Origin of the sequence: Lysinibacillus sp. FSL K6-0057, from assembly GCF_038630885.1 — a bacterium.
GTDB lineage: Bacteria > Bacillota > Bacilli > Bacillales_A > Planococcaceae > Lysinibacillus > Lysinibacillus fusiformis_F.
In genome coordinates this window covers 2,727,799-2,742,960 of record NZ_CP152047.1, presented here as the reverse complement: position 1 = coordinate 2,742,960, position 15,162 = coordinate 2,727,799, and the positions used below count along the sequence as shown (strand labels likewise).

Here is a 15,162-nt window from a genome sequence, read left to right as displayed (position 1 = left end):
ATCCCGAAATAAGGATACGCTTTTTTTAGGCATTTTTCTTTGTTCGTGTTGTCCGTTTTCTTGTAGCTGGCTTTTTCGTTTTTTCTAAGGAAGCCTGTAGCGCTGTCATTAAATCGGTGACATTTTCAGGGATTGGGCGTTGTTTATCACTTGTAGCTATCGTATTTGTAGCTTTCTTTTCTTCAATTAGTTCTAATAAAGCATTGCGGTAATCGTCTGTATATTTTTCAGGGTTGAATGTAGTTGTTAGTTGCTCCACTAACATGAGTGCAGTATCAAGCTCCTTTTGCACAACATCCTGTTCACTTGGAATATTTGGTACATCGCCAATACTTCTAACTTCATCTGGATAGTGAATGGTTTCCATCACGAGGGCATTTTGATAAACACGTACGATGGCAAGCTGCTCTTTTGAACGGATAATGATTTTAGCAATGCCAATTTTTCCTGATTGTTCTAATGTTTTACGTAACAATGAATAGGCTTTGGCACCGGTCGAATCGGGCGATAAGAAATAGGTACGCTCAAAATAAATCGGATCGATTTCAGTTAATTGCACAAAATCAATAATTTCCACAGCCTTATCTTCATTTTCCTTACGCAAGTTTTCTAAATCCTCTTGGTCCAACACAACAAATTTATTTTTGGCATATTCATACGCCTTCACGATATCTTCATCTTTTACCTCTTGGTTACAGCCCTCACAAACTTTTTTGTAGCTAATGGGCGTATGACAGTCTTTGTGAAGCTGACGCAATTTGACATCTTTATTTTCAGTAGCAGCATGTAGTTTCACAGGGATATTGACCAACCCAAAGGAAATACTGCCTTTCCACACTGTATGCATTGTTGTCACCTCGTTTTTCTTACTATGATGTATTTTGAGGTTTTTTATGTATCTTAAAATGAAATCTTCAAACACTGAAGATAAAAAGCAAAGAAGGTATTGTGGAATGAAACCAATGCTTTTAATGGAAACAAACGATATTCCTAGTGGAGATGAATGGCTATTTGAAACGAAGTATGATGGCTTTCGCTGTTTATTCGTTTGGGATGAAGAGCCGCAGCTCATTAGTAGAAATGGGCGAAATTTAAATCACTTGTTTCCTGAAATTTTGGCTTTTTGTCAGCAAATACATGCGTCCATTCAAACATTTTTACCCCTAACCTTGGATGGGGAATTAGTTTATTTACGCAATCATTACAAAAGTGATTTTGCCGTTGTTCAAAAAAGGGGGAGAATGCAAAATCAAGATGTGATTCAGCAACATGCTAACTCATTTCCTTTTCGCTATCTAGCATTTGATGTTTTAACGCTTAAAGGAGAATCCCTCCATAACCGCTATTTAAAGACGCGGAAAGAGCAATTGGTCAAGCTTGCTGCGAAGTTCAAATGGCCAATCGTTGACTATGAGAATCCAACGCCTGTCCAAGTTGTACATGGCAGTGAGGAGCACGAGAGCTTATGGCAGTCCATCAAGCTTTACAATGGGGAGGGCATCGTTGCCAAGAAAAAAACAAGTAAATGGCTGGAAAACATACGTTCAAATCATTGGTTAAAAATTAAAAATTGGCGTTATGTCACAGTTATTGTCACGCAATACGACCATAGCAATAGCTATTTTCATGGTGCAGTTTTTGAGGAGAATCAATTACGAGAAGTCGTTACGTTTAAGCATGGTATGACAGAGGAAGAACATCAAACACTTATCAAATTCTTTCAGACGAATGGAAAACGTAAAAAGGAGCTATGGGAACTTGAGCCTTCTATTTGTGTTGATATTGCCTGTATTGATTTTGATGGTAGTAAGCTTCGGGAACCTAGATTTCATGCCTTTCGATTAGAGTTGTTACCTGAGGATTGTCATTGGCAGCACATGCAGCGTCAACTGTATCCTATCCCTGAATCAGTTTCTATCACACATCCAGAAAAACCTGTATGGCCAAAAATGGATATTATAAAGGATCAATACTTGTCCTATTTGCAAAATATCTCGCCCTCTTTATTGCCTTTTCTAAAGGACCGCCCACTAACGCTAATACGCTATCCGCATGGGGTTCCGGGTGAAAGCTTTTATCAAAAAAGTCGACCAGAAAAAATGCCTGATTTTGTGGCAACAGCAGTGATGGATGACATCGATTATATCGTGTGTAATAACTTGGAAACATTATTGTGGCTTGGAAATCAACTGGCATTAGAGCTACACATTCCATTTCAAACACAACATTCCCCGTATCCGACAGAGATTGTTTTCGATTTAGATCCTCCCTCAGCACAAGATTTTTCATTAGCCGTTTCAGGAGCACTTGATTTAAAGAACATTATTGATTATTTTCAGCTACAATCCTTTGTTAAAACATCTGGTGGAAAAGGCCTACAGCTTTATATTCCTTTGCCATCAAATTCGTTTACCTATGAAGAGGTTCGTGTATTTACAGAATTTGTTTGTCGCTTTTTATGTGAGCAAAAGCCGAATTTATATACAATTGAGCGTTTAAAAAAGAATCGTCATGAAAAATTGTATTTAGATTATGTGCAGCATGCAGAGGGCAAAACCATTATTGCTCCTTATTCCACTCGTGGCAATGAACTGGGCTTAGTAGCAACACCGCTTCTGTGGGAGGAGGTCAATGAAAACCTAACACCAGCGCTTTTTACAATTCCTTTTGTCATGGAACGCATAAAAAAAATGAGTAATCCCTTTCAATCGTTCCGTGAAGTAGGGGAGCAACAGGATTTTCAAGCTGTTCTAGATCGATTAAAGGAATGAGGAAAGGGAATGCCCCGTGCTAAATGAGGTTTGGAGCACTTTGAACAGAGAAGCGAGCGGGTTTACCTGAAAAGGAGCGCCTCGAGCAGAAAAAGGAGCGCTTTGAAAAGAGAAGCGAGCGGGTTTTATCTGAAAAGGAGCGCTTTGAACAGAGAAGCGAGCGGGTTTACCTAAAAAAAGAGCGCCTCGAACAGAAAAGTGAGCAGGTTTATCTGAAAAAGGAGCGCCTTGAAAAGAGAAGCGAGCGGGCTTACCTGAAAAAGGAGCGCTTTGAAAAGAGAAGAGAGTGGGTTTACCTGAAAAAAGAGCGCCTCGAACAGAAAAGTGAGCGGGTTTACCTGAAAAAGGAGCGCCTCGAACAGAAAAAAGAGCGGATTTACCCAAAAAAAAGCGCTTCTAAAAAAGAGGTGTCCCCAAAGTCATTGGAGACACCTCTTTTTCCTATTAGTGTGGAACCTGAGCATTTACTTTTTCTAAGTAATCCAGTATCCCCATTGCTGACACAATGGTATCAAATGGAATGGTTTGATAGACAGGATGATGGGACGGAATACCATTTTCCTGTAAATAGCTGAATAAAAGTTCCTTTAAGCGAGCATCTAAGTAGTGAATTTGTTCCTGGAATTGACTTGATGCTGCTTGTGCTTTTCTACCTTCTTCTAAAAAGAGCGGTGTCCAATAGCGCACCTGACGATAGGCTTCTGCTGGATTTTGATAGGCACCATAGTGACCGAAATATAACTCATTTGCTTGTAGCTTTTCATACAATTGCAGGGATTGTTCCATGGTTTCAGGATTGTACTGATTTGGAGAGGTCGACGGAATGATTAAATCGATCGCTTCCCCATCCATTTCAGGGTAGCGAACACCTGTCGTATCTCCTACAAATAAACCATTTGTAGCGGAATAAAGTATTGAAACATGATGTTTAGCATGGCCTTCCGTATGATAAAACGTTAAATGATGTTGTCCTAATTGAAGACGTTGTTCATGACTAACTTCAATAATTCGCGCAGCGTCAATGGGTACAATCGGATCAAAGAGTTTGTCAAATTCAGCACCATAAACACTTTTTGCACTGAAGATAAGACGACTTGGGTCAATCATATGGGCTGCACCTCGTGGATGAACCACTAATTTAGCATTAGGGCAGCTTTGCAAAAATAACCCTGCTCCGCCTGCATGATCTAAATGGATATGTGTCACGATGACATAGTCTATATCCTCTAATGCAATATTTAATTCCTGTAACCCTTCCATAATATAAGGTACGGATGGACTGGCCGAAGTTTCGATTAAGGCTATCTTTTCATCAATTAATAGATAGGAGCTTGTTCGCTGCTCTCGACCTAAATCATGTGTATCAATACAGTAGAAATTTGGTGCGATTTGTTGGACGCTGGTCAATTCAATTTCCCCCTTTTATTTCAAAAATAAGTAACTTATGCTTATAAATGCAATATTTAGCTACAAAAAGTAGTAGTTATACTATATAATAATAGAAAATTAAACTGAATGTCTATTCATTTTTTAGGGGGGAAGTAATGGAGAATAAAATTCGTTATGATACACGAAAAGTCCATCGTGTAAATTTGGCTATTATTTCAATTTTGGCCATTTTAATATGCGGACCTATGATTCTATCGAAGGGCATACATTTTTTATTTATTGGGCTAGCTGTCATTGCCTTGGCGGTGTGTAATTATTTTTTACCTATAAAAACGTATGTCAAAGGCTTTATTTTTGGCCTCATTCCATCAAGTGTTGTATTTACCTTATTTTTGCTTGATAGCTTTTCGTTAAATAAACATTATATTTTACTATGCACAGTGGCCATTATTGCACTGTATTTTAAAAAGGAATTGATCGTCTTCTTTGGCATTTTAACAAACCTTAGTTTTTTCATTTTATATATGGTCAACTCGTCATCATTGTTGGGGCCATTTGATGACACCATTGTCTTTGTGACACTTCTGGCGATTTTGAATGGGGTCATTATTGCCTTTTATTTGCTGGCAAAATGGGGGAATGAACTGATTCAACATGCAGAAATCCAGCAAAATGAAGTGCAAGCATCCTTCAATCAACTACAAAATACATTTCAAGAAATCGAAAAGAGCAGTCAGGCATTGGACAAGCATGTCACGCAATTCCAACAAACAATGCAAAGGATTTCTGGCTCTAGTAAGCAAATTTTAGTAGCCACAGAGGATATTTCTGCAAGTATTCAGCAGGAGGCATCCAGTTTACAAATGATTCATGGCACAATGGGCGACTCTGTACATTTCGTCAATAAAACATTGACGATTTCGAAGGATACGGTCGCAAAATCTACGGAGCTACAAACAGAAGTATTGGCAGGATGGGATAAAATGCAGGATGCAATGACTCAAATGAGCGTCATGAGTCATGCGATGAGCTCTACTGCGGAAACTGTCAACGAGCTGCAACACAGCCTGCAAACGGTGGATAGCCTATTAAAGGGAATTACTCATATTGCAGAACAAACCAATTTATTGGCATTAAATGCGGCGATAGAAGCGGCTAGAGCAGGGGAACATGGTAAAGGATTTGCCATTGTAGCAGATGAGGTGCGTAAGCTAGCTGAGGAAAGTGCCGCTATTACAGTCAGCATTACTAATGTGACGAAAACTTTGTTTGAAAAATCAACAGAGGCTCATCAACGTTCTGATGACGGTGAAAAGGCGCTACAGCATGGAGAACAGCTTTTACAGGATGTCAGTCATTTCTTTAATAGTTTAAAAGATTCTTTTTCAGAAACGAATACAGATTTAACGAGGGGAATGCATGAATTAAGCAGTGCCATCTCACAATTTGAGGTGATCCAAATGCAAATTGAAAAACTGAATCACATGACTGAGCAAAATGCAGCTTCTACTGGTGATATTCTACATTCAGTGGAGGACGAAAATCAGCTTCTAGTAAGCATGACAGATACGACGAACCATATTCAGGCTTTAAGCAATACGTTAAAGTCATTAGTAATGGCAAAGGTATAAATAGAACCATTGATATTGAAATAAATGGTAGGGTAAAATAAGAATAGGATTAAGCATCCTTGATGGAGGGTATAGAGATGTTATTCATCTGCATTGTTTTATCTATACCTGTTTATGGTTATTGTATTTGGAGTTTGTATGATCCTGAGGAAAGTTTTTTATTCTTTGAGCGTTGGCGTTATAAAGAAACATCAGAGGTATCCGATTTGCAAATAAAATTGATACGGATTGGTAGTGTGTTTGCAATGGTGATAGTCACCATTTATCTCATTGTTGTAGCTGTCAATACATTCAGACCATAAAATCTGTTGTATGAGTTGAAAAGGAGGAGGGATTCCATGAACATTCGTAGTGTACAGAGTTCAGATTACTATACTTTATCTCCATTAATTGATGAGTGGTGGGGCGGCAGGAATATGTCAGATAAGCTGCCTAAATTATTTTTTGATCACTTTACAAATACGAGTCTGATAATGGAGAAGGATGGCGAAATTATCGGCTTCCTCATCGGCTTTTTATCGCAGTCCAAAACAAATGAAGCGTTTATCCATTTTGTTGGGGTCCATCCTGATTATAGAAAACAGAATATTGCAAAAAGATTATATGATGTATTCTTTCATGTTGTGAAGCAATACCATCGAAATATTGTGAAATGTGTCACGTCGCCTATTAACGAAGTGTCTATTGCCTTTCATACAAATATGGGCTTTAGAATGGAAAAAGGTGACAAAGTGATGGATAATATGTCCATTCATAGTAATTATGGTGGCGAAAAACAAGACCGTGTGTTATTTTATAAGATTCTACCGTAATTTACTTTAGATAATTGGCATATAGTCCCCAATAAGGGGGCTATAAATGTTTATCAAAAAGATATTTACGTTATGGTTGCTACTTTCGATGCTTGTTTGTGGTGCATTTTTCTTTTTTCCCAATGCACCTATTCATTCTGCTGAAAAATCCAATGCTCCTCTGTCACGACCTAGCAATAATGAATTATTGCGTTATATTCAGCAATATCAATTTTTAATCAGTGAGATTTTTCATGCATTGCGCAAGGAATCCTATAGCTTTCAATTAGATTATGGGATTCTATCCAATGGGAAAATCGAGCTCCTTGTGTCATTACCCGCCAAGGTCGATCATAAGACAAAGCAACATATAGAAGAAACGATGTTGGGTGTTATAAAAGACAATGATTTAAACCCCATCTCTTTTCAAATAACGTTAAAGAATCTCTATGAGCCAGCAGAAGCGTTCTCCACTCGGCTAAGTTATAACGATGTAATGGCCAATCTATTTGAGACGATGATTGAACAAGATTTTGGCGCCTTCAGCATCGATCATAGTATTATGTCGGAGGAAATTCAGATAAGGATTAATTTAACAGAAGAGAAAAATGACATAGCTAAAAAGAAGGCTCAACAGTTAGCGGAAGACACAATAAAACAGCATCAATTTGATATAGAAACATTTTCTATTGACGTTCAAAATAAAATTAAAATTTTAGATTAGAAATTAAGACAAATTTTTGTATTATATGAAGAAAGGGGAATTTATACGCTACATGTGGCAAATGCTGTAGCTTTTTTAAGGGGAAAGTGTATCTAGGTATGATGTTCATTTTCAAGGGTGCGCGGTGAGGAGTTTTGATTCCTAAAAACGGAGCAGACCATTATGGTGATGCTCTTTTTTTATTTAAAATCTCAATAACCATCGAAAGCATCCCATATTAACTGGGGGTAAAAAACAATGAGTAAAATGCAGCATAAAATAGCGATCATTACAGGTGCAAGCCACCCACGAGATATTGGCACAGCTATTTGTAGAAGATTAGCTGCGGATGGTGTCAGTATTTTTTTTACACACTGGCATGCTGATCGTAATTGGATTGGCGAATTCAAACAGGAGATTTTGAGTATGGGTGTTTCTTGTGAAGAAATGACGATTGATTTATCAGATTCACAGGCAGCCCAAACGATACTCGAAACGGCCGTCGAACAACTGGGTGTACCTTCCATTTTAGTAAATAATGCTGCCCATTCAGCACAGGATGGCTATCTAGTGTTAGATGCTCAAACATTAGACGAACATTACGCGGTGAATATGAGGTCCACCTTTCTTCTTTGTGTGGAATTTGCCCGTCTTTTTGAAAAAGCTAACTTAATCTCAGGGAGAATCATTAATATGACATCTGGTCAAGATTTAGGTCCTATGATGGGAGAGCTAGCCTATGTAGCAACAAAAGGGGCAATTTCAGCCTTTACTAGATCATTAGCACAGGAGCTAGCACCGCTAGGCATTACCGTAAATGCTGTCAATCCGGGGCCAACAGATTCTACATGGATGAATGATGAAATTAGAGGTTATTTACTACCTAAATTTCCAATGGGTCGGCTCGGAACGCCAGAGGATGTGGCCAAAGTGATTGGCTTTCTAGCTAGTGATGAAGCTACATGGATAACTGGACAAATAATCCACTCAGAAGGCGGATTTCTGCGAGGATAGAGAATAAAATTGAGATCAAAAGTCTTGCTACGATTTGTGGCAAGGCTTTTTTACGTGCCCATAAAAAAGGTCACTTCCGAATTTGGAAATGACCAAGTTTTGTCAGGTGTGTTCGTTGGAGGAAAAAAATCTTAAAGAACAGATACACTATTATTTTATTCGTTTAGTATAATAATTTCTAGGTTTTTAACCAGTAATTAAGTTTCTTCCTAAACGCTGTATTTTTTCCCATAATCAACACTTTTATCTTCGCCCTACTTATGTATAGTAAGGCAAAAAGGTTGCTGTAGACCTACTCGATGTTGGGTTGTTATGATGATAATGTACGTAAGTGGGAGGTAAGTGAATTGGAAGCAGAAAGATATAATAACCTTAAATTAGGTGAACGTGGCGCCATCATCAGTATTATTGCCTATATAATTTTATCTATCGTGAAAGTTGGAATTGGTTACATGAGTGGTTCAGAGGCCTTAAAGGCGGATGGATTAAATAATACAACAGATATAATTGCCTCTATTGCAGTACTGATTGGACTAAAGCTTTCACAAAAACCTGCAGATCATGATCATCGATATGGGCATTGGAAAAGTGAAACCATTGCATCGATGGTCGCTTCATTTATTATGATGGCCGTTGGTATTCAAGTATTAGTGGGTGCTTTTACTTCATTTTTTCAAGGTGGAAAAGAATCGCCAGATATGGTTGCAGCCTATGTGGGATTAGGATCGGCGTTGGTGATGTATTTTGTCTATCGCTATAACAAAAAATTGGCAGAAAAGATCAACAGTAAAGCTGTTATGGCAGCTGCTAAGGATAATTTGTCAGACGCTAGGGTAAGTATTGGAACCGCTGTAGGTATTTTGGGATCACAACTACATATGCCATGGTTAGATACGGTAACAGCTATTATTGTAGGTTTCATCATTTGTAAAACAGCTTGGGAGATTTTTAAAGATGCTTCTCATGAACTTTCTGATGGATTTGATGAGAAAATACTTCAAACATACAAAGAAATTATTTTAAAAATAGATGGCGTTAAAGGGTTGAAAGAAATCAGAGGAAGAAATTATGGTAATAACGAGGTAATCGATGTCGTTATTCTTGTAGATGCAAAGTTAGATATCACGAAAGCTCACGATGTCGCTTCTGTTGTTGAAAAAAATATGGTTGAAAAGCAAGGGGTCTATGAAGTGCATGTCCATGTTGAACCTAAGGAGGCATAAACGGGAGTAGAGTGATTGAAACCAAAGAGCTACACAGAGAGCTATCAAGTGTGATGTCTTTTATAACAGCCTCCACAGTGCCGTTTGTTTCAACTTATTGGATGGCACTGTGAAGGCTGTTGGAGGAAATAATGAAAGTCAATGGGATGTAAGTGACTGGCGAGATATTCCTCAATAAATAATTATTCTGTAACTGCTTAATGGTGATGAAATGACTAATTTTAACTTTTAAAATAAGTGGTAATTGTAGGTTTTAGCCTTTCATTGATAAAAATTTCATTTAGGGCTGGACTAATACGATTTTTTATCATATACTGTATGTAATAGAATCTTTCTTAAAGAAATAATAAATTCACATATTACAAAGAGTAATCGTGTTTTGTTAGTTACTTTTTGTAATATGTGAATTTTTTTCTTTGGAAGTTGTATGATTTTATTTAATAACATTATTGGAGGTCATTTAAATGACACAAGGTACAGTAAAATGGTTTAACGCAGAAAAAGGTTTTGGTTTCATCGAAGTAGAAGGCGGACAAGACGTATTCGCTCACTTCTCAGCTATCCAAGGTGAAGGTTTCAAATCACTTGAAGAAGGTCAAAAAGTTGAATTCACAGTAGAAGAAGGTCAACGCGGACCACAAGCTGCTAACATCGTTAAACTTTAATTTTTTAAAAAACATTCTTGAATAGAGTGCTTTCAATAGACAAAGTCGATTTTTTCGACTTTGTCTATATTTTTTTGACTCACAACATATTGAGATCTTTATTTTAGATTTAATAATTGATTTTTTATCATTAACGCACCTTCCAAAACGCCCCTATGAAATACTACCATACGAAAATCTCCTGTAAACTATCCTGCATTTCAAGTGAACTGTACCTAAATTTTTACCCAATATTTTTCATTGGAAGAAATTGCATAGATTTTCAAGAGGATTTAAGTAGTTATACCAATGATTTTGATAATCGTTGTAGCGCAGATTCCCTAAACAAGTTGTCTACAACCCAACACGGACGATAATGAACGCAGAAGCAGCAGGAGGGAGTATTTACGTGGGGCTGGTATATGCCATTCTTACACATCAAAACTACCTAAAACCATAAAATCTACAATAACGCCACTTACTGGATTTTCTGAACCCAATACACTAATTCCTAATACTGTGACACCACTAATATTGGTAATATTAGCTGAGACATATTTTCCAATACTATTCTTCTCCCTCATTTGTGCTCTCGGTCTTAAATTTATCGACGAATTTGTCGAGTATACGCTTGACACGGCATAGTCAATTGTTGATAAAAGAGGGGAGCCATTAGCTAATGCGTTGTCTGTAAAATAAAATGTGGCTATCCCATTTGCATCAGATGTAGCTTGTCCATAAACAATGCGCTTTACTTTTTTTGGATTCGACTCTCCTGCTTTAAACACTTGCAATATCGTTGGTGCAAGTGTAATAAATTCAATGCTCATAGCCATTCTCCTTTGTTATTTTTAGCCTTAATTATGTTTATATTGTATGAACTGAATGTAGAATGGAGTCATGGACACATCCTGGTTAAGTAAGTATTATTATAACCAAGAGAGGACGTGTCTTTTTTATGAGTCAAAAAAGATTTAATAAAGAATTTAAACAAACTGTTGTGGAGCTTTATCACTCTGGTACACCAGTCAGTCAACTGTCTAGCGAATATGGCGTTTCTGAAGTAACTATTTATAAATGGATTAAGTTACATTCTCCAATCGAAGGTGCAGAAGAATTAACTGCAGCGGAAGTTTCTTCGATTCAAAAAGAAAATCTTCGGTTAAAGCAGGAGATTGAAATCTTAAAAAAGGCTATGACCATATTCGCGAAAAAGTAACAGAACAAGAACTCATTGACCATATTGAAAACGAAAGCGAACATTATCCTATTCAATTAATGTGTCGCGTTTTAAAGGTACCCAAAAGTACGTATTATCAGTCTTTCCACAAGAAACCAAGCGTGTACGAAGTTGAAAACAAAAAAATTACAGTACGTATTTGTGCCATTCACAAAGAAAGTGATGGACGATACGGTGCGCCGAAAATACATGCACAGTTACTCAAAGAAGGCGTGAAAGTTAGTATTAAACGCGTACAACGACTCATGAAAAAAGCTGGTATTCGCTCAAACATCACAAAAAAGTACCGTCCGACGCCAACACAAAAGCCCGTGGAAGAACGTGAAAATATACTTGAACAAGATTTCCATACAACGACGATTAATGAAAAATGGGTAGCTGATATTACGTATATCCATACAATCCGAGATGGATGGTGCTACTTGGCGTCGGTTCTTGATTTACATTCGAAGAAAATTGTAGGGTATAAATTCGGACGAAAAATGACCGTAGATTTGGTCGTTGAAGCATTGGATTACGCTGTACAAGCTCAAAATCCATCCTCAGGATTAATCATCCATACCGATTTAGGTACGCAATATACGAGTGAAACATTTCAAGAAAAACTAAAAAAACACGAAATGATTCCGTCGTTCAGCCGTAAAGGATGCCCGTATGATAACGCATGTATCGAGTCTTTTCATGCGACATTGAAAAAAGAAGAAGTCTATCGAACACGCTATGAAAATTATGAAACAGCTAGAGTGGCACTATTTCAATACATTGAAGGTTGGTACAATCGCAAACGAATTCACGGTGCTATAGGCTTTCTAACGCCTGATGAATGTGAAGATATGTGCCGAGCTATGGCGTAACATTTTGGAATACAAGAAATGTTCCCCTTCACATTTTTGATGCGCAACCTCCATGGATTTCTCGCTCTACATCCCGAGTAGTCTGTCAAAGGCTCTTTTCACTTTGACTGGCTACTCGGGATGTGGAACACTCCATAAATGGTGGTTGCTACAAAACAAAAACTTAACTTTAATGTGTCCGGAATCTTGACTTAGATCCAAATCATACGTTTTGGCTTCTGAATAGAAAACTTCATTAACTTATATTTCATCAAATTTAAAATAAAATGACCAATAGGATATCTATTAGTGTCCCTTGTTATTCTCCCATGAGCGATTTATTCTATGCCTTGTCCACTTCCCACAGTGATTTTATCTTGTTTTAATGGTGTCCTCATATTCAGCTATGTTCATTCTGCAGTTGCTATTTGATAATTTATGATATAATGAATCATCTGACTATACTGGCAAGACAACGGCTGTAGCGTGTGACGACGCTGCGGCTTTTTAAATGTATAAATAAGCTATATTTACACAAACTATTAATGAGTGTATCGCACGCACTTCATAGGCTATGACGTTGGTTGACCGTCACAGCCTTTTTTATTGTTTAAATTTATTTTAAAGGCAATAAACTATACAAAAGGAGTTAGCTTTTCATATAAATAGTAGTGTTAAGCTAAACTAGTTTAACTTGTACCTCCCGAATTGTTACTTAGGGTCACTTCCAGCCGAGTGACCCTTAAATATTTCTAATTCGTACGAACCACGATAAATATGTAATATACATTTTTTAAAAAAGGAGAATAACTGGCTAGTTGCTTTCTATAACTTTACATATTCTAGATGACTGAAAGGAGGGACTTTAATATGGGATATGAAGTTTACGGTTCAAGCTATGGCAAGCATGATAATTTATCATTCGCTCTAATTGTTGTCCTATTTATTCTTTTAATTATTGTCGGCGCTAGTTTTTTGCATAATTAATACTTGTATTATTGGCAAAAATTAAAAACCTGCATTACGCCTTCTGCTACTAGTGGAATGCCTATCTATCAGCCTTATCCATGCTATGACCAAAGGGTCGTCTCCCACTCTGGTGACCCTTTTTTAGCTTCTTTCCTCATATGCATACTTTGTCACACTTCATTTTAGTAAACATATTCTTTTAAGTGTTTTCTTGATAGCGCCATATTCTATATCCATTGTTTTAGCATCGTGTATAGAATTCTTAATTGTGATGGCTTACATCTGTCAAAACAAGCTCTGCTGCTCATATAAAGTACTAATCTAACATAAAGTTCTTAACATGAGTCAGAAAGACATACATCATTTGTTTTCATGCCATCATCAAGAAATTTACTAAATTTTGCTATGGCTTCATCCAAATTTTTGGCGTGTATCTGTTTTTGGCTATCAGAAGATGAACTTTGAAATAAACCAGCCTCCATTCTAACCTTTGATTCCAATTCTACAAATTCATCAATATTGACTTGCTTATATAATAAAGCTTTGACTGAGTCAGAATGATTCTCAGATAGTGACAATAAATTAATATGATTTTCCAGCATTTGCTTCTTTTTATCACTATTCTGTTCTTTTAAATAGCTCTTCTCAAAATCTAAAATAAATTGATAATTTTCTATCAAATCTTGTGCGCCTGAAAAAAACGATGTTTTATAGTATCTGATTTGTTCAGATTGCGTTTTAACATATGTAAAGGTTAATAATAATGTAACAACTAATAAAATGGAGAGTATTATAAGTCCTTTTTTCATGTAAATCCCCCATATTCAAAAAATAAAATTGAAATAATCGTATCTAATTAATTTCCTATCAATCACTAGCTTACAATTTGTTGTCATAATAACCATGGATAAATATATCACAATTTATACAGTGATCATTCAATGAATAAATCCCTTTTATGGTAATAATTAAATAGTGTTATACATGTGTGTAACGGGTTAAGATCTGAAATTTATGCGTAAAAAATAATGATGCTAATAAGAAAACAGCTATCTAAATTTGAAAAGATTGTTCTGAAGTTAATTCTAGATAGCATAACGAACCAAATGATTTAAGAATTTTCCAATCTAATAGGAGCATGTTTTGATATCAGCTTTATCAAAACATGCTCCTTCTTTTTATTATTTATCAAAGCTGCTTGTACTTTAGATTAAACCTCTTACTTTACAGAAATATCATTCATTCATGTCCTCTTCTTATTGGTGAAAAATTTCCTTTCAACCAAAAAAGTGGTTGAACTAAATTTTCATTTGTGTATATAATGTTTATATAGTATATATACAATATGTGATGGTGAAGGTAAACGTATGTATTTCCGCCTTTAGAGAAGGGAGATTTTGTTGCGAGGATGGGAAGATGGATTTTGGATTCGAGGCTCTTCACCGAATGGATTACCCCTTACTCCTTTCCATTTTTTAATATGGCCATCTCAATTCATGTTATTGCGATACTGATTGCAGCACTAGGGGGCATTATTTCAACTATATTCTCAAAAAAAATAAAGAAGAGGGATTGGCATGCAAATCATTATTTCGAACAGTTCAAAGGAGCCAATTTATGAACAGATTACGAATCAAATTAAATCACTTATTTTAGCAGGTGAACTACAGGAGGGGACAGCAATACCTTCTATGCGCAACCTCGCAAAGGATTTACAAATTAGTGTGATAACGACGAAACGAGCCTATGAGGAATTAGAGAAGGCGGGCTTTATCTATTCCATTGTCGGCAAAGGATCTTTTGTTGCAGAGCAAAATTTAGAGGTTATAAGAGAAAAGAAGCTGAAGGTTATTGAGGAACAGCTGAGCGCGGTCATAACGAATAGCAGAGAAATGGGCCTGTCACTTGAGGAGTTACAGGAATTATTGAAGATTTTATACGAGGAGTGAAAGAA

17 protein-coding genes are annotated in these 15,162 nt (G+C 36.7%); 12 read left to right on the top strand and 5 right to left on the bottom strand.

The features are described from left to right. Nucleotides 1-25 precede the first annotated feature (25 nt). Nucleotides 26-847, bottom strand: coding sequence for a Ku protein (locus tag MHB40_RS13465; protein WP_342440683.1), 822 nt, complete (start codon nucleotides 845-847; stop codon nucleotides 26-28). Nucleotides 848-953: 106 nt separating this feature from the next. Between MHB40_RS13465 and MHB40_RS13460 the strand changes: the two genes are divergently transcribed. Continuing rightward, a complete protein-coding gene (locus MHB40_RS13460; protein ID WP_342440682.1) occupies nucleotides 954-2,771 on the top strand; it encodes a DNA ligase D in 1,818 nt (605 codons plus the stop codon). Here MHB40_RS13460 and MHB40_RS13455 read toward each other — a convergent pair. After that, nucleotides 2,760-3,155, bottom strand: coding sequence for a hypothetical protein (locus tag MHB40_RS13455; protein WP_342532503.1), 396 nt, complete (start codon nucleotides 3,153-3,155; stop codon nucleotides 2,760-2,762). The two genes, MHB40_RS13460 and MHB40_RS13455, sit on opposite strands and share 12 nt — an antisense overlap. Before the next feature lie 60 nt (nucleotides 3,156-3,215). Continuing rightward, the gene (locus MHB40_RS13450; protein ID WP_342440680.1) at nucleotides 3,216-4,178 is read right to left on the bottom strand and encodes an MBL fold metallo-hydrolase; all 963 of its coding nucleotides are present in this window, start codon (nucleotides 4,176-4,178) and stop codon (nucleotides 3,216-3,218) included. Nucleotides 4,179-4,315: 137 nt separating this feature from the next. On the opposite strand from MHB40_RS13450, the gene MHB40_RS13445 reads away from it, so the two are divergent. The 7 genes from MHB40_RS13445 (at nucleotide 4,316) to MHB40_RS13415 (ending at nucleotide 10,187) form a co-directional block, all read left to right on the top strand. Beyond that, nucleotides 4,316-5,791, top strand: a complete 1,476-nt coding sequence (locus tag MHB40_RS13445; protein ID WP_342532502.1) for a methyl-accepting chemotaxis protein — start codon at nucleotides 4,316-4,318, stop codon at nucleotides 5,789-5,791. Nucleotides 5,792-5,868: 77 nt separating this feature from the next. Beyond that, nucleotides 5,869-6,093 (top strand): hypothetical protein, encoded by a 225-nt coding sequence (locus MHB40_RS13440; RefSeq protein ID WP_342532501.1) that lies wholly within the window; start codon nucleotides 5,869-5,871, stop codon nucleotides 6,091-6,093. Nucleotides 6,094-6,129: 36 nt separating this feature from the next. Then, nucleotides 6,130-6,603: a GNAT family N-acetyltransferase gene (locus MHB40_RS13435; RefSeq protein WP_342440677.1), complete on the top strand. Its 474-nt coding sequence runs from the start codon at nucleotides 6,130-6,132 to the stop codon at nucleotides 6,601-6,603. Between the two features lie 46 nt (nucleotides 6,604-6,649). Next, nucleotides 6,650-7,306 carry a hypothetical protein gene (locus tag MHB40_RS13430; RefSeq protein ID WP_342532500.1) on the top strand — a complete coding sequence of 219 codons (657 nt, stop codon included), beginning with the start codon at nucleotides 6,650-6,652 and terminating at the stop codon, nucleotides 7,304-7,306. 237 nt (nucleotides 7,307-7,543) lie between these two features. Beyond that, nucleotides 7,544-8,299 (top strand): SDR family oxidoreductase, encoded by a 756-nt coding sequence (locus MHB40_RS13425; protein ID WP_342532498.1) that lies wholly within the window; start codon nucleotides 7,544-7,546, stop codon nucleotides 8,297-8,299. Between the two features lie 347 nt (nucleotides 8,300-8,646). Then, nucleotides 8,647-9,522, top strand: a complete 876-nt coding sequence (locus MHB40_RS13420) for a cation diffusion facilitator family transporter (protein WP_342532496.1) — start codon at nucleotides 8,647-8,649, stop codon at nucleotides 9,520-9,522. A gap of 464 nt (nucleotides 9,523-9,986) precedes the next feature. Beyond that, the gene (locus tag MHB40_RS13415; protein ID WP_004225195.1) at nucleotides 9,987-10,187 is read left to right on the top strand and encodes a cold-shock protein; all 201 of its coding nucleotides are present in this window, start codon (nucleotides 9,987-9,989) and stop codon (nucleotides 10,185-10,187) included. Nucleotides 10,188-10,597: 410 nt separating this feature from the next. Here the strand turns inward: MHB40_RS13415 and MHB40_RS13410 are convergent, their stop codons facing one another. Continuing rightward, nucleotides 10,598-10,996: a hypothetical protein gene (locus MHB40_RS13410; protein WP_342532495.1), complete on the bottom strand. Its 399-nt coding sequence runs from the start codon at nucleotides 10,994-10,996 to the stop codon at nucleotides 10,598-10,600. Nucleotides 10,997-11,124: 128 nt separating this feature from the next. On the opposite strand from MHB40_RS13410, the gene MHB40_RS13405 reads away from it, so the two are divergent. Together MHB40_RS13405 and MHB40_RS13400 are read left to right on the top strand one after the other, a co-directional pair. Further along, nucleotides 11,125-12,260 (top strand): IS3 family transposase gene (locus MHB40_RS13405; RefSeq protein WP_342532494.1). Its coding sequence is split into 2 segments (ribosomal slippage): nucleotides 11,125-11,347 and nucleotides 11,347-12,260, totalling 1,137 coding nucleotides; the frame shifts between segments, so codons are not numbered across the junction. 849 nt (nucleotides 12,261-13,109) lie between these two features. Beyond that, nucleotides 13,110-13,226: a YjcZ family sporulation protein gene (locus MHB40_RS13400; RefSeq protein ID WP_205443869.1), complete on the top strand. Its 117-nt coding sequence runs from the start codon at nucleotides 13,110-13,112 to the stop codon at nucleotides 13,224-13,226. A gap of 317 nt (nucleotides 13,227-13,543) precedes the next feature. On the opposite strand, the gene MHB40_RS13395 is transcribed toward MHB40_RS13400, so the two are convergent. Beyond that, a complete protein-coding gene (locus MHB40_RS13395) occupies nucleotides 13,544-14,017 on the bottom strand; it encodes a hypothetical protein (RefSeq protein ID WP_342532492.1) in 474 nt (157 codons plus the stop codon). A 599-nt stretch (nucleotides 14,018-14,616) separates the two neighbouring features. Between MHB40_RS13395 and MHB40_RS13390 the strand changes: the two genes are divergently transcribed. Then, complete coding sequence (locus MHB40_RS13390) at nucleotides 14,617-14,829, top strand: YfzA family protein (RefSeq protein WP_342532491.1); 213 nt, start codon at nucleotides 14,617-14,619, stop codon at nucleotides 14,827-14,829. Then, the gene (locus tag MHB40_RS13385; RefSeq protein ID WP_205443868.1) at nucleotides 14,786-15,157 is read left to right on the top strand and encodes a GntR family transcriptional regulator; all 372 of its coding nucleotides are present in this window, start codon (nucleotides 14,786-14,788) and stop codon (nucleotides 15,155-15,157) included. Before MHB40_RS13390 ends, MHB40_RS13385 begins: the two co-directional genes overlap by 44 nt. Nucleotides 15,158-15,162: the final 5 nt, after the last annotated feature.

Coding starts and splice junctions, on each gene's coding strand:
- MHB40_RS13465 (WP_342440683.1), bottom strand. CDS start 847: ATGCATACAGTGTGGAAAGGCAGTATTTCCTTTGGGTTGGTCAATATC.
- MHB40_RS13460 (WP_342440682.1), top strand. CDS start 954: ATGAAACCAATGCTTTTAATGGAAACAAACGATATTCCTAGTGGAGAT.
- MHB40_RS13445 (WP_342532502.1), top strand. CDS start 4,316: ATGGAGAATAAAATTCGTTATGATACACGAAAAGTCCATCGTGTAAAT.
- MHB40_RS13440 (WP_342532501.1), top strand. CDS start 5,869: ATGTTATTCATCTGCATTGTTTTATCTATACCTGTTTATGGTTATTGT.
- MHB40_RS13435 (WP_342440677.1), top strand. CDS start 6,130: ATGAACATTCGTAGTGTACAGAGTTCAGATTACTATACTTTATCTCCA.
- MHB40_RS13430 (WP_342532500.1), top strand. CDS start 6,650: ATGTTTATCAAAAAGATATTTACGTTATGGTTGCTACTTTCGATGCTT.
- MHB40_RS13425 (WP_342532498.1), top strand. CDS start 7,544: ATGAGTAAAATGCAGCATAAAATAGCGATCATTACAGGTGCAAGCCAC.
- MHB40_RS13415 (WP_004225195.1), top strand. CDS start 9,987: ATGACACAAGGTACAGTAAAATGGTTTAACGCAGAAAAAGGTTTTGGT.
- MHB40_RS13410 (WP_342532495.1), bottom strand. CDS start 10,996: ATGAGCATTGAATTTATTACACTTGCACCAACGATATTGCAAGTGTTT.
- MHB40_RS13400 (WP_205443869.1), top strand. CDS start 13,110: ATGGGATATGAAGTTTACGGTTCAAGCTATGGCAAGCATGATAATTTA.
- MHB40_RS13395 (WP_342532492.1), bottom strand. CDS start 14,017: ATGAAAAAAGGACTTATAATACTCTCCATTTTATTAGTTGTTACATTA.
- MHB40_RS13390 (WP_342532491.1), top strand. CDS start 14,617: ATGGGAAGATGGATTTTGGATTCGAGGCTCTTCACCGAATGGATTACC.
- MHB40_RS13385 (WP_205443868.1), top strand. CDS start 14,786: ATGCAAATCATTATTTCGAACAGTTCAAAGGAGCCAATTTATGAACAG.